Genomic DNA, 19,127 nt, shown 5'->3' with positions numbered 1-19,127 from the left:
AGCTTCACCTGTTATAATAAAAGAAATGTCAGCTTTTATCAATTTAAATCTGAGGATACTTATATGATTAATAAAATACTATCCCATTTCCCTAATTCTGTCACGCAGGATTATTATCCAAATGAATCAGCATCTGCCTATTATTGGTTTAAAGAAAATGAAGAGGACAGATTGTGGATCGGCATTCCCAGAAACGAGCTTGCCGACAGCCAGCTGGAGCTCTTAAAGGTCCTTTTCCATTCCTTTGAAGATGGAGAACTCTCCAGGACAACTGGTGCTGCCCTTTCCTGGCATGATTTCCTCTTCAAAAATGGCAGCATTCCTTTAGGATACAGTGACTCTGTTCGATTAATCCAGTTCCAAATTCATGCAAAAGGCACCGATCTTGAAGAAATCTCAGAGGCAATCCATGGATTCTTCCCTGACCATACCATTGTTTGGCAGAATTCTGCATATGGGCTGCTGGTTGAAGAGAAAAAAGAGGTTCTGCAGAATGCGGAGGAATTGGAATCAATCTCCTCTACCTTTGAAAGTGATTTCTTTGTAAAACTATCCTTCTATATCGGAAAATTTCAAAGCCTGACAACCAGGCTCCCTGAGTTCTTTCAATGGGAAAAAAATATATTCATGCAGTCATTCAATCTCTCTACAAAGAATAACGTCTATACCTTTGAGAAAACCTTCCCTTTTTTGCTGGCTTCTAATATGCCGGACTGCTTAAAAGGGGTTTTGGAGGCATCGGTGCTCGAGGCGTTTTCAGAAGATAAGGAATTGATGTCGACAATAAAAGTTTTCCTCGAAAGCAATTCAAATGCTTCTATGGCTGCAAAAAAACTGTATGTACACAGAAATACACTGCAGTATCGCATGGATAAATTCATGGAAAAGACAGGGGTCCAGTTAAAAGATTTCGATACAGCCGTAATGGTCTATTTAGCCTGCTTGTATGAAGAGATGCGCTAGGTTTTGAACAAGTTGCATAAAAGGGCTTACATTATTTTGTGCACCCTGCCGATGTTTTACAGCAGGCTATCCGCTAAACTGTAAATGTAGACAAACATACAGGGAGGCTTTCATAATGGCCGAGTTAAAATTAGACAATATTTATAAAATTTATGATAACAAAGTTACTGCTGTAGAAGATTTCAACCTTCATATCCAGGATAAAGAATTCATCGTTTTCGTCGGTCCTTCAGGCTGCGGTAAATCTACGACTCTTCGTATGATCGCAGGACTTGAAGAAATTTCAAAAGGCGACTTTTACATCGATGGTAAGCGCGTGAACGATGTCCCTCCAAAAGACCGTGACATCGCGATGGTCTTCCAGAACTATGCGTTATACCCGCATATGACTGTATATGATAACATGGCATTCGGCTTGAAGCTTCGCAAATTCGCTAAGGATGAAATTGACCGCCGCGTTAAAGAAGCTGCGAAGATCCTTGGTCTTGAACCATATCTGGACAGAAAGCCAAAGGCACTTTCTGGCGGTCAGCGCCAGCGTGTTGCATTAGGGCGTGCAATCGTCCGTGATGCTAAGGTATTCTTGATGGACGAACCTTTATCAAACCTTGATGCAAAGCTTCGTGTACAGATGCGTGCTGAAATCGCCAAGCTTCACCGCCGCCTGAACACAACAACAATTTATGTGACACACGACCAGACTGAAGCGATGACAATGGCAACACGACTTGTCGTCATGAAGGATGGCGTCATCCAGCAGGTTGGTGCTCCTAAAGAGGTTTACGAAAATCCAGAAAACGTCTTCGTTGGCGGTTTCATCGGATCTCCATCCATGAACTTCTTTACTGGAAAGCTTGAAGAAGGCAAATTCACAATCAATAATTCTTCCATCGCTATTCCGGAAGGAAAAATGAAAGTTCTTCGCTCTAAAGGATATGTCGGCAAGAACATCATCCTTGGCGTAAGACCGGAAGATCTGCACGATGAGCCAGTTTTCATCGATGCTTCTCAAGGATCGACTGTAAAAGCAACTGTTGAAGTATCCGAGCTTACTGGTGCTGAAACAATGATCTACTCACAGTTCGAAGGCCAGGAATTCGTTGCACGAGTTGATTCTCGTACTGATGTGACTCCAGGACAAGTGATTGAACTTGCATTTGACATGAACAAAGTTCACTTCTTCGACGCTGATAATGAAGTCAGAATCCGACCTTAATCTTCATTATAAAAAATTGAAGCCATCCCATCTTACTAAGTGGGGTGGCTTTTCCAATCCTTATTCTTTTATCAGAAAGACTTTCCCGCTCCCGCACCCTGGGCATTTGAAAAAATGCGGGCATTCCTCTTCCTGAAAATCCTTTGGGTACCCATCCTCCAGCTTCATCTGATCAATTGGCATATATGGGCTGTAATCATCATAATAGTCTGCTTCCCGTCCCTTATTCTCCATGCCGCCGCCACATTCGGGACATGCTGGCGAAAATGAGCGAAATCCATTGCAAAGCGGGCACATTCCCATATTGTTCATTCCTTTCTGCCTATTGCTAATGATAGTTTATGCCGTTTTGACTCTACATAAACAGTAAGGAAAACTGCAGATTAGCTCCGCTTCTTTTTTGGTATTAATTACCTGCTTTTTACGCTGAATAAACTTTCTCAAACAAAACATACTAGTTATTAATAAAGCAGCAACAAACACAGCGCAGCAAAAACAAGCAAGCAAAAAACATTGGGTTAAGCCTTAGAAGGCAGCTAATACGCGCGCCGGTGCAATCCCGGCTAGCCCAGCCAAATCCTCAACATGGGTTACCCCAGGCGGCATGGCAAAGGCCATGAATGGTTCGATTCCATATTAACCCAAAATACAACTTTGAAAAACACAAAGGAGGAAATATTAATGGCTAGCAGTAACAACTCTAATCAATTATTAGTTCCTGGTGTTCAACAAGCTCTTGATCAAATGAAGTACGAAATCGCAACAGAATTTGGCGTACAGCTTGGCGGCGAAACTACTTCTCGTGCTAACGGTTCAGTTGGTGGAGAAATCACTAAGCGCCTTGTACAAATGGCTGAGCAACAACTTGGCGGTTTCCAACGCTAAATTGCAGTAAACAATAAAATAGAATGGCTTAGGCCCCCTGCATAAGGGGGCCTTTTAATTTTACATGTTAGTTTCAGGCGCTTAGCTTTCCGCTGCAGCGGCTTAAAAAAGGCTAAAACATTTTTATTTATTGTACCTGCTGCTTGCTAGATCATTTTTTCCGGACGCACCCACTCATCATACTGCTCTGCTGTCAAAAATCCGCTCCTGATGGCCGCTTCCTTCAAAGTGGAATTTTCATTGAAGGCTGTTTTGGCGATTTGTGCTGCTTTTTCATACCCGATATGCGGATTCAAAGCTGTCACCAGCATGAGGGACCGTTCTACATGTCCGGATATTATTTCAAGATTCGCTTCTATGCCGGCTGCACAATTATCATTGAACGATCTCATGCCATCTGCCAGAAGCCTCGCACTCTGGAGGAAATTATAAATAATGACTGGCTTGAATACATTCAATTCAAAATTGCCCTGGCTTGCAGCAAATCCTATGGCGGCATCATTGCCGAATACCTGTGTCGCCACCATCGTCAAAGCCTCACTTTGTGTAGGGTTGACCTTTCCAGGCATGATTGAGCTTCCGGGTTCGTTTGCTGGAATCGACAGCTCACCAATACCGCTTCGTGGACCGCTTGCCAGCCAGCGGACATCGTTGGCTATCTTCATCAAATCAGCTGCTAAGGCTTTTAATGCGCCATGCAGGAAGACAATTTCATCATGGGAAGTCAGTGACTGGAATTTGTTAGGCGCTGAGTGGAAGGCTTCGCCTGTCTGCTCTGAAATCTGTTTGGCCACTTGGACGCCAAACTCCTTGGATGCATTGATCCCCGTTCCAACAGCTGTCCCGCCAATCGCTAAATCCCGGACATATTTCAGGCCGTCGGTAATCATCCGTTCATTTTTCTCAAGCATCGCGCGCCAGCCGCTGATCTCCTGTCCCAATGTCAATGGAGTCGCGTCCTGAAGATGAGTACGGCCAATTTTAATCACATCATTGAATTTTTGTTCTTTTTCCTTCAAAGTATTTTTGAACTGCTGCAGTGCCGGGATAACTTCAGCGGATACTTGTTTTACAGCAGCGATATGCATGGCGGTTGGAAAGGTATCATTTGAGCTCTGTGACATGTTCACATCATCGTTCGGATGGATTTTTTCCTGAGAGCCTTGATCAGAAAGCAATTCATTTGCTCTTCTGGCCACTACTTCATTCACATTCATATTCGATTGAGTTCCGCTACCTGTCTGCCAGACGGCCAGCGGGAAATGATCGTCAAACCGACCATCAAGGATTTCTTGACATGCAGCCTCGATAACTTTTGCCTTTGCTTCAGGGAGCTTCCCTTCATGGAAGTTCACTCTGGCAGCAGCTTTTTTGACCTCTGCAAATGCATAGATGACCTCAAGCGGCATTTTTTCGGTACCGATCTTGAAATTCTGTTTGCTTCGCTGGGTTTGTGCTCCCCAGTACTTATCCGACGGAACCTTGATTTCACCAATGGTATCTTTTTCAATTCGATAATCTGACAAAATAATCCCTCCTCAACCTCATTATTATACTAATCAAAACTTTTGAAACATTTCCGTTTCCAGGATACCGTTTTTCCCTGTCTTTTCCCAGAAAAGTGCATAAAAAAAAGCGGATGCAGCGAGTGGCTGCTTCCGCCTTTCAGTTTGTGTTAATTGATTGAATGCTATGCCTTATGATAGATAGCGTAACCTATATAATAGCCCAGGATCATTATGCTAGCGATGCTTAAAGTGACAGTCAACTCAGCCATGTGATAACCTCCTCAACAGGATTGATCTTTTCCTTTAACTTACCACATTGCATTTGGGCTATAATGGCTGAATTCGCAACTTTCTGTGACGAAAATAGCAGTGAGAAAACTCATAGTGTTTGCCAACTTCTATCAGGTTACCCGGCCTTCACCTTGTTCCCAAGCTGAAGCTGGTACATTTGATAATACTTTCCTTTTAGCTCCATAAGCTGGTCGTGATTTCCTTTTTCGACGATTCGGCCTCTGTCCAGGACCAGGATCTGGTCGGCATTGCGGATTGTCGACAGCCTGTGGGCAATGATAAAGGTAGTCCTTCCTTCTTTCAGGACATCCATTGCCTCCTGGATGATCGTCTCTGTTTCGGTGTCGATGCTGGACGTCGCTTCATCGAGAATGAGGATCGCTGGATCAAATGCCAGGGCCCTTGCAAAAGAAATGAGCTGACGCTGGCCGCTTGATAAGGTGCTGCCCTTTTCGATCACAGGCTCATCAAATCCTTTTTCAAGATGCTTCAGCACTCGATCTGCCCCCACACTGGCAAGTGCCTTCTCGACTGTTTCCCTGGTAATGCCCGGATGGTCGAGACTGACATTGGATGCAATCGTGCCAGTAAATAAGAACGGATCCTGAAGAACGATGCCCATATGCTTTCGCAATGTCTGTCTCGGAATCTCGGCAATATCCATGCCATCGATGATGATTTTGCCTTCCTGAGGATCATAGAAACGGAACAGCAGATTCATGATCGAGCTTTTTCCGGAGCCGGTATGGCCAACGAGTGCAACTGTCTCTCCTTGTTTCGCTTCAAAGCAGAGGTCCTTCAGGACATACTCCCCCTCTTTATAGCCGAAAGACACATGGTCAAATACAACATTCCCTTTATAGCGGGGGATTTCCTTCTCGCTTACGTCAATTCCGGCTTCATCCATCAGCCTGAACACTCTTTCCCCCGCTACCAGCGCCTGCTCCAGATTAGCAAGCTGATTGACGATTCCCTGGACGGGCTGGAAAAGACGGTTGATGTAATCAACAAAAGCGTATAGCATACCTAATGAAATGACAGAAGATGGCTGAAGGGCCTGCCCGCCAAAGTACCAGATGAAGGCTACAAATACCAGGTTCCTCAACACCTGGACAAGGTTATGGGAAGTGGTAGAGTTAAGGTTCAGCATTTTATTTTGGAACGTAAAATGCTCCTTGTTCAGTTTTTCAAAGTCATTTTCTGTTTCTTTCTCGCGCGCGAACGCCTGGATAATGCTCATGCCCTGGATCGACTCATTGATCATCCCATTAATGTCACTGACACGCGAGCGGATGACATGGTTATATTTCGAAGCATATTTCCGGTAGATTTTTGCCCAGACATACAGCATTGGCAGCAGCAGCAGGCAGATTGCTGCAAGCTTTGCATTCAGAATGAACAAAGCAATATAAATTCCGGTAATATAAATTACACTCGTGAAGAAAGTCGCCAGTACGGTTACATAAAGTTCACGGATTGCTTCCGTGTCATTCGTGATCCTCGCTACGACCTTCCCCGCAGGCAAATTATCGAAATACTGGATGGGAAGCCTTTGGATCTGGCGGAACACATCCTCCCGAAGCTTTTGGATAATCCGATTGGCTGACTTTTGCAGATAGAATTTCTGTCCAAACTGGAAAATGGACGCTACGACCAGCAAGCCAAAATAAATTGCCAGGAGTGAAATCATGCCTGGGACTTCAGGCTTGTAAAAACTCATCAATTGATCCCCGGATAAAAGCTCAGCCTCATACTGGGCTGCCTGGGAGCCTTTATTGATGGTCAATAAACCATCCTTATACTTTCTTTCCCCGTCGAAGGCGATCCCGCCCTCGACGAATACAAAGTTCCTGCCTGCCTGCAGGATCTGTGCCGAATCGCCAGAAGCAACACCAATCCCGCCTGGATCCTTAGCATAAAAGCTGCCTTCATATTCCACTGTCCCTGGTCCCTGCTCTGTTTTATGCCAGACAGTTTCGATTCCCAGGATATGATTATCTATCAGCCGTTTTGCGATAAAAGGACCTGCGAGATCCGCGACAACAGCGATAGTCAGCATCGCAAGTGCCACGAGGATGATTTTTTTATAGTTTAAAGCATATTGGTACAATCGTTTTCCGGTACTCATACAGAGTGCACCTCCTCTTCAACAGATTCGGCCTGCTGCCTGATATACTGCTCACTGTACCAGCCTTTAAGATCCATTAATTGCTGGTGCGTTCCTTCTTCAATGACCCTTCCATCCTCAAGCACGACGATATGGTCGGCATGTTCGACAGCAGACATTCTGTGCGTAGTAATGATCGTTGTTTTGGCATTCCGCTCACGGCGGATATTATCGATGATTTTTTTCTCGGTCTTCGCGTCGACAGCTGAAAGGGAATCATCGAGAATCAAAATTTCAGGGTCCTTAATCAAAGCTCTGGCAATTGAGATCCGCTGTTTCTGTCCTCCTGATAAAGCAACACCCTTTTCCCCTACCATCGTTTCCAGCCCTTCAGGCAGCAGCTCCAAATCCTTGCGGAATGCTGCAAGATCAATGATATCCTGAAGGTCTTTTTCCGATGCCAATGGGTTTCCGAACAAAATATTCTCTTTGACTGTCCGTGAGAAGAGGATGTTCTCCTGAGGAACATAACCCATCCAGTTCCTTGTCTCCCTCAGGCTGTGCTCATGAAGAGGCACTCCTGTGACAAGGAGATTTCCGCTGCCTTCAGGATATTCCCTTAGCAGCTGCTTGATCAATGTTGTCTTCCCGCTTCCTGTCTTGCCGACCACCCCAAGCGTTTCACCGCGGTTGAGGTGCAGCTTGATTTTCTCAAGATTGTTTACTGTTGATGAAGGGTATTTAAATGTCAGCTCAGACATCTCGATGTATTCAGGTGCATTTCCTTCAACCGGCTTTTCTGGATCAGCAACATCTTCTTTATAGGACAATGTTTCTGTCAAACGGTCCAGTGATGCGTTGCCCCGCTGCATGACATTGATCAGTTCACCAATGGCGATCATCGGCCAGATGAGCATCCCTAAATACACATTGAAGCTCACAAGCTCGCCAAGCGTCAGTTTTTGCTGGAACACCAGGTAAGCGCCGTATCCAAGCCCAATCAAATAGCTGATTCCCACCAGGACTTTGATGATCGGCTCAAACAATGAGTCGATTCTGGCCACTTCAACATTCTTGTGGTACACATCCTCAGTCAGCTCATGGAATCTGTCCTGGTCTGCTTTCTCCTGGACATATGCCCGAATGACCCTTACACCAGATACGGATTCAAGTACGCGGTCATTCAATTCCCCGAAAGCATCCTGGGCGGAGGTGAATTTATCATGAATTTTCTTTCCGAATATATTGATCAGCACTGCCATGAGCGGCAGCGGAATGATCGAAACGATTGTAAGCTCCCAGCTGATGAAAAATCCCATGGTAAACAGGATGGTCAGCATGAAAAAGCTCGAATCCACAAGGGTCAGGACGCCGAACCCGGCTGTAACAGATATAGCCTTCAAATCATTAGTGGCCCTGGCCATTAAGTCCCCTGTCCGGTTCTTTTCAAAAAATCCCGGAGTCATTTTCAATAAATGTTTCATAAATCGGGACCTTAGCTTTCGTTCGATCAGGAAGGCCCCGCCGAATAACTGATACATCCAGACATACGTAATTCCATAGGAAACAACTGTAACAAGCAGAAGACTTCCTAAAAATTTGAAGATTGCTCCCTGGTCCATCGCGCCTGTCTGAATTGAATCGATCGCCATCCCAACGATTTTGGGCGGCAATACATCCAGTACGCCAGCAATGATCAACAGGGTGATCGCAACACTATATCGTTTCCAGTTCTCTTTAAAAAACCAGCTTAATTTTGATAAAACCGATAACATAAAAAAATTCCTCCCTTCAATTGGTCAATACGAACTAACCGCTTTCCAGCGTTTCACCCTTCATCAATTTCTTCACCATTTCGTACATCATAGCGTTTCCTCCTCATATTTTTTTCGGGATGGATTCAGTCTAAAGAAACAAAAAAGACATACCGCGGCATGCGATATGTCTTCAGCATCGATAAAGACAGAAAAAGGCACACGTCACGCAAGATACGCAACCCATGCCTTTAGCAAACAGTTCATTGAATATAAAATATCAACAGTCTCTATAGGACAGGTTACGTGTATGAAGTTGAACGTTTCTTGCCATTTTTACAATGTTCATATCGGTAACCCTCCTTTTAGTTTATTTTTCCAATCCCTTGTGTAAGGTTATCATCGGACAAGCAGCAATGTCAATTCTAATTTTTCTAAAACTTCGATTTTCTCTGGAAAATCCTCCGCGCAAAAACCAAATAAATAAGCAGGGGCATTGGAGCCTGAATCAGCCCAAGAATACCCCAGAGCCAGTAATTGTGGCCGTTTTTACGTGCATTTGTGAAGAGAAATATACTTTGAGACAGCAGGATGACAGCAACCAAACTTAGGAGCAGGGCATTTTCCATCGGTGTCAAATCAGGATTCATCTGCATTCACCTGCTTTTGGATTCCCTTATAGCTATAGATCGCTGCGACTGCCACTGCACTAACCTGGAGCAGTATGAATATTTGAGGGATTTCCATCAAGGTGAAAATAACCACACTCAAGATCAGCACTGCACTTAGCAGGAACCAGCCCAGTTCCCTGCGGTATTTCTTCTTAAGCTGCTCTTGCTGGCCAAGTACCATCTGCTCAAACCATTTTTCATTTGGTGTATACGTATCCATTGTATCCAGTTTTTCCAATCCATCATGGAGTTTGCTGATTGTCTCGAATAGTTCGATGTCCAATTGGTCATCGCCTGGCGACATCCCTTTGTGCTTTGTCATCCAATTTCAGCTCCCTTCTTACTGCCAAAAGACCATGATGGACTCTTGACTTCACAGTACCGGCGGCAATATTCAGGATTTCCCCAATTTCTTCATAAGAATAGCCATAATAATGCTTTAAAATAAGGGGAATCCTCATCTCATCTGTCAATTTCGCAAGAGCAGCCAGCGCATCGGTCCACTCCTCATTGCGCGATTCCATATGCCATTGCAGCTTTCTTCCCGCTTCTCCCTCATTCCATTCCCGTTCCCTTTTTTTCTTGCGATGCTGATCAATATATAAATTCGTCGCGATGCTGATCAGCCATGAGGAAAACTTTGATTTCCCTTTGAACAGATGGATTTTCTCCACACATTTGGCCATCGCAGCCTGTGCGAATTCCTCGGCAAGATCCGGATCCATCGTAATCTTCATCAAGTATTTTACCAGCAGGGGATAATGGTCACGAAACAGGATGGCAAATGCATGGTGGTCCCCTTTTTTCGCACTAGTGATTAATTCTTTCTCTTCCATCAAGCAAGCCTCTCTTTCCCCGCCACCCTAAAAAACTCTCTCTATAAGTTTAACTGTACATAAGACGGCCGAGTTAAATATTCGTTCAAAAATCAATAAAAAAATTTTTCCCGCAACAGGAAAAAGGAAAGCCGCTAAGGACTTCCCTGTTAATACTATAGAGCTCCCTGCTGGGCTGCAGTCTCCTGAACGCTCTTTTGGTCCTCGGCAAGCCTCGGAAGAACAATCATGTAAAACACCCCTACGAAAGCCAGGCAGCCGCCGACAATCCAATAAAGCATTTCAATTGAAAGCAGCGCCGGAAAGCTGTAAGCAATGAACGCCAGAGTGAGGGAGTGTGACAGCATGTTGAGCGGACTGATCAGCCCTTGGACCCTCCCCATCATCTTCGGGTCAATGATGCTTGGGAGCCAGCCGCCAAGCCCAACATTGATAAGCGGAAGCGCCAGCGCTGATACAAATAAAATTGCCAGGAACATGGGGATATTGTTCGGGATCGAAGCAAATGCAGTAAAGCTGCCTGATACGATCAGCCCCAATGAAATTAAATGGTAAAGCTTCATTTTCTGAGCGAGCGAGGATGCGGCAATGCTGCCGATCAAAACGCCAATCCCAAATACAAGGCCAATCACGATTGAATACTCTTCATATGTCTGCGGCGCAAGCTTATATTTCAAAATAAAGATTGGCATGACCGAGAATCCGCCATTGACAATCCCAAAGATGAAAAAGCCGATGATAAGAGTGAACAGAAGCTTGCTGCTAAGTACATAACGGAACCCAAGCTGGAAATCCTTAAAGACCATCCGGATATTCAAGTCCTTCAATTTATGCGGGCCATTTGGCAAACGCGCCTCCAACGGAACCGCGGCTGCCCGGATCAGCAGTGCACTGACAATGAACGACAGTGCATCCACGATGATCGCACCATAAATACCGACTGACCAATAAGTAAGTACGCCCAGGCCATTTCCAAAAAGCATGAAAACACTCATCACCAGCTGGTTGAGGCCAGCGGCAGTGGTATAATCGTCCTTTTGCAAAATTCCCTGCACCATTCCATGCTCGGCTGGAAAAAAGAATTTTTGGATTGCGCTCCTCAAGAACAGGACTGCAAAAACGAACGGCATCCAGCCAATATAGATTGCCCCCATCAGCAGCAGCGATAAGCCCGCGCTGATCCAGTCACAGTATACCGCAATTTTCTGCCGGTCCATCCGGTCTGCGAAAACTCCGATTAAAAAGAATACAGCAAGCATAGGCAGAGAATACATCAGCTCTGTGATGGTCGCATACACAGGCTGAGAGCTAAAACGGTCAAGCAGGAAAAACATAAAAGCAGTCAATCCGATTGTACTTCCCATATGGGAAGTAAAGTTGGCCAGGAATAGTTTAGTGAAATTCCTGTTTTTGAAAATCGCTGCAAATTTTTTCATCGCGAATACCCCTTGTTTTTCATTTGATATCTCCATGATAGAAAATAAGGCTGGAAAAAATAAGCATCTCCTGACCGTTTTAGTCTCAGTCCCCAGACGGAGCATGATGCTAGCTAAAGGCTTAGCAGTTAATCCTCAAAGGTTCCTTTCACCACTGGAACACCATCGGCAACCATCATCCTGCCCATGGCGAATACTGTGTCTATTGACAAGTCGGATTTATTCAGCAAAACCAGGTCGGCATCTTTTCCAGCCTCGACTTTCCCTTTATGATGCAGCTTGAGGATAGCAGCAGGATTTTGCGTGATGACTTTTAACGCCATGCTGATATCAATTCCTTCCTGCTGGATGGCATCCTTCACTTCCTGGTAAAGGGTTGAAACCCGGCCAATTTTCAGGCCAACCAAATCTCCCTGTTCATTAAAATCAGGAAGGCTTGCCTGGCCGTCAGAGGTAAATGTAATCTGGGAGATATCCACACCCTGTTCTAGCATTCTCCGCAAACCAACGCTGCACTTTACCTCTCCCTCCTCGAAAAATTTCGGGATGGAGCTCGTTGTAAAATCTACGTAACCGCCCTTCTTGGCGTATTCAATTCCACTTTCAAATAAGTGCGGGTTGCGGTTGATATGTGTAGGATGGAATTGCCGGATTGGTATATCCGTCTTTTCGACGACTTCTTCGATTACCTTTAGATGATCATAGCTGTCACCGACGTGCACATTCACAACACCGGCCTTTCCGGAAAGCATCCCGCCGATCCTTGCTGCTGAAGCAATTTTAGCCATTTCCTCATATGTAGGCTGTGAAGAACGATGATCCGCAATCGCAATTTCCCCCACGCCGATAATATTATCAATCAGGATGAGGTCGTCTTCAATTTTTCCAGTCAGCGTCTTGACTGGAACCTGATAGGAACCTGTGTGGACATAACAGGAAATCCCCTCTTCTTCAAGGGCACGTGCCTTCGCAATCAGGGCTGGCATTGTCCTTGTCGTGCCATCAGTGCCAATGACCCCGACTAATGTTGTGATTCCGGATAAAGTAGCATCGGTGAGCTGGAGCTCCGGGGTCCTCGTCCGGTAACTTCCTTCTCCTCCCCCGCCCATGATATGCACGTGGGAATCAATGAAACCTGGCACAACATATTTGCCGCTTGCATCAATCACCTTAATACCGACAAAGCCGGCAGGTTCGTTAATTTCACTCTCGATATAGCCGATTTTATTGTTGACGATCAACAGATCCATTTTCCCCAGGTAATCAGGAGCGAAAATCTCGCCATTTTTAATAAGTGTCAGCATGTCTTTCACACCTCTTCTGCAATTGATGAGTTCTCTTCCTTCATCATAATACAGATGGGAGATTCTGCAAATTAGTTATATAATATTTGCCTATTTAGCTGCCAAGTTAGCCCAATTTGCCTTCAACAGGTTTTCCTTTTTGGAACAAGGGGTACTATTCAAGTACTACTCAAAAAACAATATTCGGTATTAAAAGGAGTTTATATAAAATGAAAGAAATCATGTCATCCAATGTTATGGTACAAAAGCGTTTCACAATGAAAAAGATGCTGGAAATCTATCAAACTGCAAAAAAATTAAACGGCACTACCTATTTATACAGCCGTCAAAAAGCAGTTGAAGCGACTTCCTTGTCAAAGCTTGTATCGTTCCTTTTGACAGTAGAGCCTAATACAACTTTAAAGATTATTATGGAAGGCACAAATGTAGAACCTCAATTGGAGCAATTGACAAAATTGCTTACAAATCAAGCTTCAGTGTTAAGAGTGAACCGCAAGCAGCTGCTTGATTCATCTGAGTCATTTCAGATTTAATCATATACTTACAGAATGATAGAGATAGAGGTGAAGTTTCGTGGTAAGAACTATTCTAATGGTCATCGGTGCCATCGTTGTGATTGGTTTCTTGATGAGAATGCTGTAATAATCATGCTATTTTAGTAACCTGCTTGAAAAAGCAGGTTTTTTATTGTTTGCTTTTTTGCCGGGTATTCCGAATATTTTTGTTTTATTCCGGAAAAACCTCAATATATTCCGAAAAAATTTAAATTAATTCCGGAAAGACAAAATATATTCCGGAAACCAAGAAAGCAGTAATTTCTTCTGTTTTTCCGTTAAATCAAAAGAAAGTGCAGGGGAAATCTCCTGCACTTTCTTTTAATCTATTTTTAGTTATTGCCACCGTCTTCCGGATCTCCTGTACCACCATCATCGCCACCAGTGTCCCCGCCTGTTCCTCCAGTGTCACCGCCGCCGTCGTCACCGCCCGTGTCTCCTGTTCCACCGGTTCCTCCGGTATCTCCAGTGCCTCCGGTATCACCGGTTCCACCAGTATCTCCGGTTCCGCCAGTATCTCCGGTTCCGCCAGTACCTCCGGTTCCGCCAGTATCACCGGTTCCTCCGGTATCACCGGTTCCGCCAGTGTCTCCGCCTGTTCCGGAAGTTCCGCCGGTATTACCACTGTCACTTCCACTGCCCCCGTTCGTATTTCCAGTCTGGGATGTATCAGCAGCGGAGTCAGTGTTAGTATCCTTTTTATCATCTTTTGGCTTGTCTTCCTTCTTGCCTTTGATGTTTTCCTTCGATTTTTCCCATTGCTTCTTCAGCTTTTCTGCTTCTTTTTTCATTCTGTTTTCAAGCTCTTTAACTGTTTTTGCCCGTTTGGCCTTCTTTTCTTCCTCAATATATTTCGAAATATGAGGGACATTGAATGACTCTGCCTTTGTATTCTTTAATGCTTCTGACATGAAGTCCTTAAAGACGAGCGCAGCTCCCTCACTGCTGGTCGTTGTAAGGAAATGATTTTTATCGGTTTTGTCATACCCTACCCATACGGCACCTGCAAGCTCTGGTGTGTAGCCGACGAACCACTGATCTTTTGTCCCATTGATACCCTCGATCGGAACCTGAGTGGAGCCTGTTTTTCCTGCCAGCTCACGGCCAGGGATTTGAGCACCCTTACCGGTACCCTCCTGGACTACTCCAAGCAGCATGGTCGTCATTTTTTCTGCAGTTTCCTTAGAGATTGCCCTGCTCTTTTTTCCTTTCCATTCGGCAATGGTGTTACCCTCTTTATCTTCGATTTTTGTAATCGCATGGGACTCATTTCGCTCGCCTGCATTCGCAAAAGCTGAATAGGCTTCCGCCATATCAACAGGAGAGACTCCTCGATTCAGGCCGCCAAGAGCCAGACCAAGTGTCCGGTCTTTTTGCGGATCCAGTTCAATCCCAAAGTTCTTAACAGATTCCATGCCCTTTACAATGCCTATTTCATTCAGCAGCCAGACTGCCGGAACATTCAATGAATCTTTTAATGCCTCATACATTGGCACTTCGCCTTTGTATTCGCCATTATAGTTTTCAGGTTTATAATCTTTTAGGTCAAGCTCCTCATCCTTAAGGATGTCCGTTACTTCCCAGCCATCTTCAAGTGCCGGCGCGTAAACTGCCAGCGGCTTCATCGTTGAACCAGGCTGAGCTTTCAATTGTGTCGCCCGGTTGTAACCGCGGAATACGTGTTCACCTCGGCCTCCAACAAGTGCGCGGATGCCGCCATTTTCAGGGTCAAGCAAAGCAGCCCCGCTTTGGACAATTTGATCATCGGTTCCCTTAGGGAAAATCTCATCTTTTGCATATGTGGCCTCTACAGCTTTTTGCATTGTTACATCAAGTTCAGTATAAATTTGAAGGCCGCCCGTCAAAATCTCTTCCTGTGTCAGCCCATATTTCTTTATCGCTTCATCGATAACATGGTCTACATAATATGGATACTGGCCGCGTAACGGATCGCCGCCATTTTCATTAAGGACGATTTTCTCTGCTTCTGCCGTTTTATATTCTTCCTCTGAAATGAACCCATTTGTCTTCATCATTTGGAGGACTACAGCTCGTCTTTCCATAGCTTTATCCAGGTTCTTATATGGATCCAGTGTGGATGGTGCTTTTATCAAGCCAGCAATCATGGCTGCCTCACCAATTGTCAGGTCTTTTACATCCTTGCCAAAGTACCCCATCGCGGCACGCTTTATTCCCCATGAGCCATTCCCAAAGTAAATCCGGTTCAGGTACATTTGCAGGATTTCATCCTTGGAATATTGTTTTTCAATTTCCCGGGCCAGGAAAAACTCCTCAAGCTTCCTTTTATACGTCTTCTCCGTCGACAATAACGCATTTTTTGTCAGCTGCTGAGTGATCGTACTGCCGCCTTCAACAACACTCCCTGCTTTTACATTTTTCACAAAAGCTCTTGAAATGCCGATTAGGTCCACACCGTCATGCTCGTAAAAGCGATGGTCTTCTATTGCTACGACAGCATTTTTCACATGATCAGGAACCTCATCTATCTTGATTCCTTCATTTTTCAGTGCAGAAATCTTGCTGGCCACCTCGCCATTCGCATCGTATATTATCGTCGGCTGAGCGAGGTCATCATTTAGCGCGCTGATATCAGCACCTTCAGAATAAACATGGAAAAAGCTTAAGAATGCCAATACAGCTGTTGAAACAGATAATACAAGCACCTGGTTCATATGCAGCCTTTTCCAGCCCCTAAAAAAACTTGTCACTATTGAATTCTTGCTCACTGAGCACCCCAACCTTTTAAAAATAGTTTAGAAATAAGACATTTTCTTATACCCAATTTAAAAGGGATTAACACATTTTGCCTGTTAACAAGGAAAAAAGACTTAAAGAACTATTTTCGTATATCTTGTTTTCTATATATTACGGCAACTCGTGAGGGCATCTGGTTCAAGCAGAGGTCTCTAAAACTAGGGGGATCTGTAATGAGGCCTCGTTCTGACAGCTTTGAACTCGTACCCATGGTTCTTGTCCAAATCCTGGCTCCATTCTGACAGCTTTGAGCTCGTACCCTTCTTTCTTTGCCAAATCCAGGCTTCATTCTGACAGCTTTTGGTGAGCTTCCCCCTTTTCTGTCCAAATGATGGCCTCATTCTGACAGTTTTGCTAATGCATAACTAAGACTTATCTAAATCATCTCGGCTATCTGCTAGCCTTCAAAATTCATAATCTTTTCGAATACAAAATAAAAAACCAACCGATTCAATTCCTCGGTTGGTTTCACTGTGGATTCCTGGGTTCAAGTTCTCTTGCAGTTGTATGCCCCATCGCGAAGGTTAAATCCTTTTCACGCAAGAGTGTTTCCATATACATATAGACAATCTGCTTTGTTTTATCATCCGCTTTTATAATATCGAGATGCTGAAGACATTTCCGGATTGTCGGATGAATGGGCTTTTGAGCGTCAAAAACCATTCCGGCCACTTCCATTCTGCTTTTAATATTTATTACAAATTTCGCCAGCAATAGATATTTTTTGAGGGTATTTCTGCTAAGAATTTTTTTTATGAAAAAGGGTATTTAACACTTAAACGTCTTTTTAATGGAAGGATGAGTTAAAGATGCCAGAAATCAAAAATGTTGTTCTAGCCTATGATGATTCTGAGGGTGGGAAAAAAGCCTTGAATGTAGCAAAGGAAATGACTGGAAATCTGGAGGGTGTGAGATTGTTCGTGGCCCATGTATTCGAGGAAAAGATGCGCACAGAAACAGTTGAGAGCTCTGAACGCCCGGTGGAACCGCTGCCGATCAATAATTTTCCTGCAGATGGCATCCAGGTTCCCCCTCTTGCTTTTGAACAGGGGGCAATCGATAAATCGGAACATGCAATCATTACACACAGCTCTGAACAGGCACTTGAGCAGGCCAAATCAGAACTGGGCCCGTTGGGAGGTAAGATAGAATATACTGTCCTGGACGGAAATCCTGCAGAATGCATTGTAGATTATGCCAGGGATGTTCGTGCTGACTTGCTCATCATCGGCCAGTCCGGCAATGCTGGAATCAAGCGGAAGCTGCTGGGCGGTGTCAGCCAAAAGGTGGCAAATAACGCACCATGCCATGTGCTGATTGCAAAATAAATGATAAAAGCCGGGTTGTGATGTGACCCCCGAAAGTTAGAGTTTAATATTATGCAGCGAATTGGCTGGTATGAAGACGGAATTGAACCGGACTCATGCCAGCCAATTTTTGTTTAATCCTTTTGTGGTTGTAATAATGGATGTATGATTCGATATCTCTCTTGAGCTCTTCATAGGTGCGAAGCGGTACGCCATAATACATCTCTTGTTTCAAAAGCCCGAAGAAGTTCTCCATCGGTGAATTATCCAGACAATTGCCTTTGCGTGACATACTCTGGAACACCTTTTTCCCTTTTAGGGTATTGACCCATTTTCTATGCTGATAGTGCCATCCTTGATCAGAGTGTATGGTTGTCCGGTACCTTGCATCTTTTACGATCTCCAGAGCGTCCTCCAACGGCTTCATCACAAGGTCTAACGTTGGATGCATGCCGACGCCGTAGGAAAGAATCTCGCTGTTATGCAGGTCCATGATGGGGCTGAGATAGAGTTTCCGGCCGTCCAAGCACTTGAATTCCGTGATGTCCGTCGTGAGTTTCTGATGGGCAACAGTGGTGTTGAAACGGCGGCTTAACCGATTCTTTGCCACTTTACCAATCGTCCCTTTGTAGGATTTGTAGCTGCGTGACTTCCGCATGAACTTTTGACCCTTCAAGCCAAGTTTTCTCATGATGCGCTGGACTTTCTTATGGTTCACCCGAATACTCTGGTTCTTCAGTTCCAGCTGAATACGGCGATACCCATAGTTGCCATCGTTCTCATCGAAGATGATTTGAATCTTCTTTTCTAGCTCCAGGTCAGGATTGTCTGCCTGCATTCTTTTAATGTGATAGTGGTAAGAGGACTCCGGGATTCCAACGATCTGAAGGACGTCCTTCAATCGGAATTCTTCTTTGAGTTCGAATGATAACGCTGCCTGTGCTTTTCGAGATAGCCGCTCGGATCCATCTGAAAAGCCCGCAACTTTTTTAGGTACGCTACCTCCAGGCGAAGGAGTTCGTTTTCTCGTTCTAATTTCTGTTCATGTGTCATTTCGTCCTGTTGGATGGGTTTCTTGCCTTTCTTGACATCCTTCTTTTTTTCCGACATAGCTGGCCGTCCTTTCGGTTTCCCAAGATATTCAGCCCCGCCTTCAAGGAATTTCTTCCTCCATGAAGCAATTATCGGTGGGTTTTTTAACCCAAAATGAAGAGCTGTTTCTGATAGGGAAGCACCTGTCCTTTTCATAAAGCTTAGTACATCCAGTTTGAATTGAATAGTATAAACTTCATTTTTCTTTTTTCTACTGAGGCCAGTCGCGCCGAATTGTTTGAATGCATTTACCCAGTACAAAACCTGTCTATGTGATTTTACTCCATGTTTACGTGCTAGAAGTTCAATTCCAAGTGGACCACTCAGATACTCCTGCACCACCATTACTTTAAAACTTTCACTATATTTAGCCATAATAAAACACCCCAGAAGTTAGAATTTCACTCTAACTTCTGGGGTGCACATTA

The 19,127-nt window shown here is 44.5% G+C and carries 18 protein-coding genes; 5 read left to right on the top strand and 13 right to left on the bottom strand.

The features are described from left to right. The first annotated feature begins 63 nt into the window (after window positions 1-63). The gene (locus AC3EBE_RS14845; RefSeq protein WP_488595822.1) at window positions 64-963 is read left to right on the top strand and encodes a PucR family transcriptional regulator; all 900 of its coding nucleotides are present in this window, start codon (window positions 64-66) and stop codon (window positions 961-963) included. 115 nt (window positions 964-1,078) lie between these two features. After that, window positions 1,079-2,179 (top strand): ABC transporter ATP-binding protein, encoded by a 1,101-nt coding sequence (locus tag AC3EBE_RS14840; RefSeq protein WP_488595821.1) that lies wholly within the window; start codon window positions 1,079-1,081, stop codon window positions 2,177-2,179. 60 nt (window positions 2,180-2,239) lie between these two features. Here the strand turns inward: AC3EBE_RS14840 and AC3EBE_RS14835 are convergent, their stop codons facing one another. Next, a complete protein-coding gene (locus AC3EBE_RS14835; protein WP_488595820.1) occupies window positions 2,240-2,413 on the bottom strand; it encodes a hypothetical protein in 174 nt (57 codons plus the stop codon). Window positions 2,414-2,860: 447 nt separating this feature from the next. Between AC3EBE_RS14835 and AC3EBE_RS14830 the strand changes: the two genes are divergently transcribed. Further along, window positions 2,861-3,064, top strand: a complete 204-nt coding sequence (locus tag AC3EBE_RS14830; RefSeq protein ID WP_251477040.1) for an alpha/beta-type small acid-soluble spore protein — start codon at window positions 2,861-2,863, stop codon at window positions 3,062-3,064. A gap of 146 nt (window positions 3,065-3,210) precedes the next feature. Here AC3EBE_RS14830 and fumC read toward each other — a convergent pair whose 3' ends face one another. From fumC to iadA, 8 genes are all read right to left on the bottom strand, one after another. Continuing rightward, window positions 3,211-4,590 (bottom strand): class II fumarate hydratase, encoded by a 1,380-nt coding sequence (fumC, locus tag AC3EBE_RS14825; RefSeq protein WP_488595819.1) that lies wholly within the window; start codon window positions 4,588-4,590, stop codon window positions 3,211-3,213. Window positions 4,591-4,978: 388 nt separating this feature from the next. Beyond that, the gene (locus AC3EBE_RS14820) at window positions 4,979-6,991 is read right to left on the bottom strand and encodes an ABC transporter ATP-binding protein (RefSeq protein WP_488595818.1); all 2,013 of its coding nucleotides are present in this window, start codon (window positions 6,989-6,991) and stop codon (window positions 4,979-4,981) included. Then, the gene (locus tag AC3EBE_RS14815) at window positions 6,988-8,745 is read right to left on the bottom strand and encodes an ABC transporter ATP-binding protein (RefSeq protein WP_488595817.1); all 1,758 of its coding nucleotides are present in this window, start codon (window positions 8,743-8,745) and stop codon (window positions 6,988-6,990) included. The genes AC3EBE_RS14820 and AC3EBE_RS14815 overlap by 4 nt, the downstream gene beginning before the upstream one ends. Before the next feature lie 413 nt (window positions 8,746-9,158). Further along, entirely contained in the window at window positions 9,159-9,374 is a 216-nt protein-coding gene (locus AC3EBE_RS14810; protein ID WP_488595816.1) for a sigma-Y antisigma factor component, read from the bottom strand. After that, window positions 9,364-9,717 (bottom strand): YxlC family protein, encoded by a 354-nt coding sequence (locus tag AC3EBE_RS14805; RefSeq protein WP_488595815.1) that lies wholly within the window; start codon window positions 9,715-9,717, stop codon window positions 9,364-9,366. The genes AC3EBE_RS14810 and AC3EBE_RS14805 overlap by 11 nt, the downstream gene beginning before the upstream one ends. Beyond that, the gene (gene sigY, locus AC3EBE_RS14800) at window positions 9,683-10,231 is read right to left on the bottom strand and encodes an RNA polymerase sigma factor SigY (RefSeq protein WP_488595814.1); all 549 of its coding nucleotides are present in this window, start codon (window positions 10,229-10,231) and stop codon (window positions 9,683-9,685) included. The genes AC3EBE_RS14805 and sigY overlap by 35 nt, the downstream gene beginning before the upstream one ends. A 155-nt stretch (window positions 10,232-10,386) precedes the next feature. Further along, window positions 10,387-11,667 carry an MFS transporter gene (locus AC3EBE_RS14795; RefSeq protein WP_488595813.1) on the bottom strand — a complete coding sequence of 427 codons (1,281 nt, stop codon included), beginning with the start codon at window positions 11,665-11,667 and terminating at the stop codon, window positions 10,387-10,389. A gap of 128 nt (window positions 11,668-11,795) precedes the next feature. Next, a complete protein-coding gene (gene iadA, locus AC3EBE_RS14790) occupies window positions 11,796-12,971 on the bottom strand; it encodes a beta-aspartyl-peptidase (RefSeq protein ID WP_488595812.1) in 1,176 nt (391 codons plus the stop codon). Window positions 12,972-13,180: 209 nt separating this feature from the next. Here iadA and AC3EBE_RS14785 point away from each other — a divergent pair, with 209 nt between their 5' ends. Next, the gene (locus AC3EBE_RS14785; protein WP_488595811.1) at window positions 13,181-13,504 is read left to right on the top strand and encodes an HPr family phosphocarrier protein; all 324 of its coding nucleotides are present in this window, start codon (window positions 13,181-13,183) and stop codon (window positions 13,502-13,504) included. Window positions 13,505-13,857: 353 nt separating this feature from the next. Here the strand turns inward: AC3EBE_RS14785 and AC3EBE_RS14780 are convergent, their stop codons facing one another. Both AC3EBE_RS14780 and AC3EBE_RS14775 read right to left on the bottom strand, forming a co-directional pair. Beyond that, window positions 13,858-16,218 (bottom strand): transglycosylase domain-containing protein, encoded by a 2,361-nt coding sequence (locus tag AC3EBE_RS14780; protein WP_488595880.1) that lies wholly within the window; start codon window positions 16,216-16,218, stop codon window positions 13,858-13,860. A gap of 550 nt (window positions 16,219-16,768) precedes the next feature. Next, entirely contained in the window at window positions 16,769-16,972 is a 204-nt protein-coding gene (locus AC3EBE_RS14775) for a hypothetical protein (protein WP_488595810.1), read from the bottom strand. A gap of 137 nt (window positions 16,973-17,109) precedes the next feature. On the opposite strand from AC3EBE_RS14775, the gene AC3EBE_RS14770 reads away from it, so the two are divergent. Further along, entirely contained in the window at window positions 17,110-17,628 is a 519-nt protein-coding gene (locus tag AC3EBE_RS14770; protein ID WP_488595809.1) for a universal stress protein, read from the top strand. Window positions 17,629-17,677: 49 nt separating this feature from the next. Here the strand turns inward: AC3EBE_RS14770 and AC3EBE_RS14765 are convergent, their stop codons facing one another. After that, a complete protein-coding gene (locus AC3EBE_RS14765) occupies window positions 17,678-18,508 on the bottom strand; it encodes an IS3 family transposase (RefSeq protein WP_488595808.1) in 831 nt (276 codons plus the stop codon). Continuing rightward, window positions 18,505-19,074 (bottom strand): transposase, encoded by a 570-nt coding sequence (locus tag AC3EBE_RS14760; RefSeq protein WP_488595807.1) that lies wholly within the window; start codon window positions 19,072-19,074, stop codon window positions 18,505-18,507. The genes AC3EBE_RS14765 and AC3EBE_RS14760 overlap by 4 nt, the downstream gene beginning before the upstream one ends. Window positions 19,075-19,127: the final 53 nt, after the last annotated feature.

The organism is Mesobacillus sp. (genome assembly GCF_057785455.1).
This window is presented reverse-complemented; position numbering and strand designations above follow the sequence as displayed.

Bases quoted from the DNA above. Each gene is read 5' to 3' on its own strand.
- AC3EBE_RS14760 (WP_488595807.1), bottom strand. From the start codon at position 19,074: ATGGCTAAATATAGTGAAAGTTTTAAAGTAATGGTGGTGCAGGAGTAT.
- sigY (WP_488595814.1), bottom strand. From the start codon at position 10,231: ATGGAAGAGAAAGAATTAATCACTAGTGCGAAAAAAGGGGACCACCAT.
- AC3EBE_RS14830 (WP_251477040.1), top strand. From the start codon at position 2,861: ATGGCTAGCAGTAACAACTCTAATCAATTATTAGTTCCTGGTGTTCAA.
- AC3EBE_RS14845 (WP_488595822.1), top strand. From the start codon at position 64: ATGATTAATAAAATACTATCCCATTTCCCTAATTCTGTCACGCAGGAT.
- AC3EBE_RS14795 (WP_488595813.1), bottom strand. From the start codon at position 11,667: ATGAAAAAATTTGCAGCGATTTTCAAAAACAGGAATTTCACTAAACTA.
- AC3EBE_RS14820 (WP_488595818.1), bottom strand. From the start codon at position 6,991: ATGAGTACCGGAAAACGATTGTACCAATATGCTTTAAACTATAAAAAA.
- AC3EBE_RS14810 (WP_488595816.1), bottom strand. From the start codon at position 9,374: ATGAATCCTGATTTGACACCGATGGAAAATGCCCTGCTCCTAAGTTTG.
- AC3EBE_RS14840 (WP_488595821.1), top strand. From the start codon at position 1,079: ATGGCCGAGTTAAAATTAGACAATATTTATAAAATTTATGATAACAAA.
- AC3EBE_RS14805 (WP_488595815.1), bottom strand. From the start codon at position 9,717: ATGACAAAGCACAAAGGGATGTCGCCAGGCGATGACCAATTGGACATC.
- AC3EBE_RS14770 (WP_488595809.1), top strand. From the start codon at position 17,110: ATGCCAGAAATCAAAAATGTTGTTCTAGCCTATGATGATTCTGAGGGT.
- AC3EBE_RS14815 (WP_488595817.1), bottom strand. From the start codon at position 8,745: ATGTTATCGGTTTTATCAAAATTAAGCTGGTTTTTTAAAGAGAACTGG.
- AC3EBE_RS14785 (WP_488595811.1), top strand. From the start codon at position 13,181: ATGAAAGAAATCATGTCATCCAATGTTATGGTACAAAAGCGTTTCACA.
- iadA (WP_488595812.1), bottom strand. From the start codon at position 12,971: ATGCTGACACTTATTAAAAATGGCGAGATTTTCGCTCCTGATTACCTG.
- AC3EBE_RS14835 (WP_488595820.1), bottom strand. From the start codon at position 2,413: ATGGAGAATAAGGGACGGGAAGCAGACTATTATGATGATTACAGCCCA.
- AC3EBE_RS14780 (WP_488595880.1), bottom strand. From the start codon at position 16,218: ATGAACCAGGTGCTTGTATTATCTGTTTCAACAGCTGTATTGGCATTC.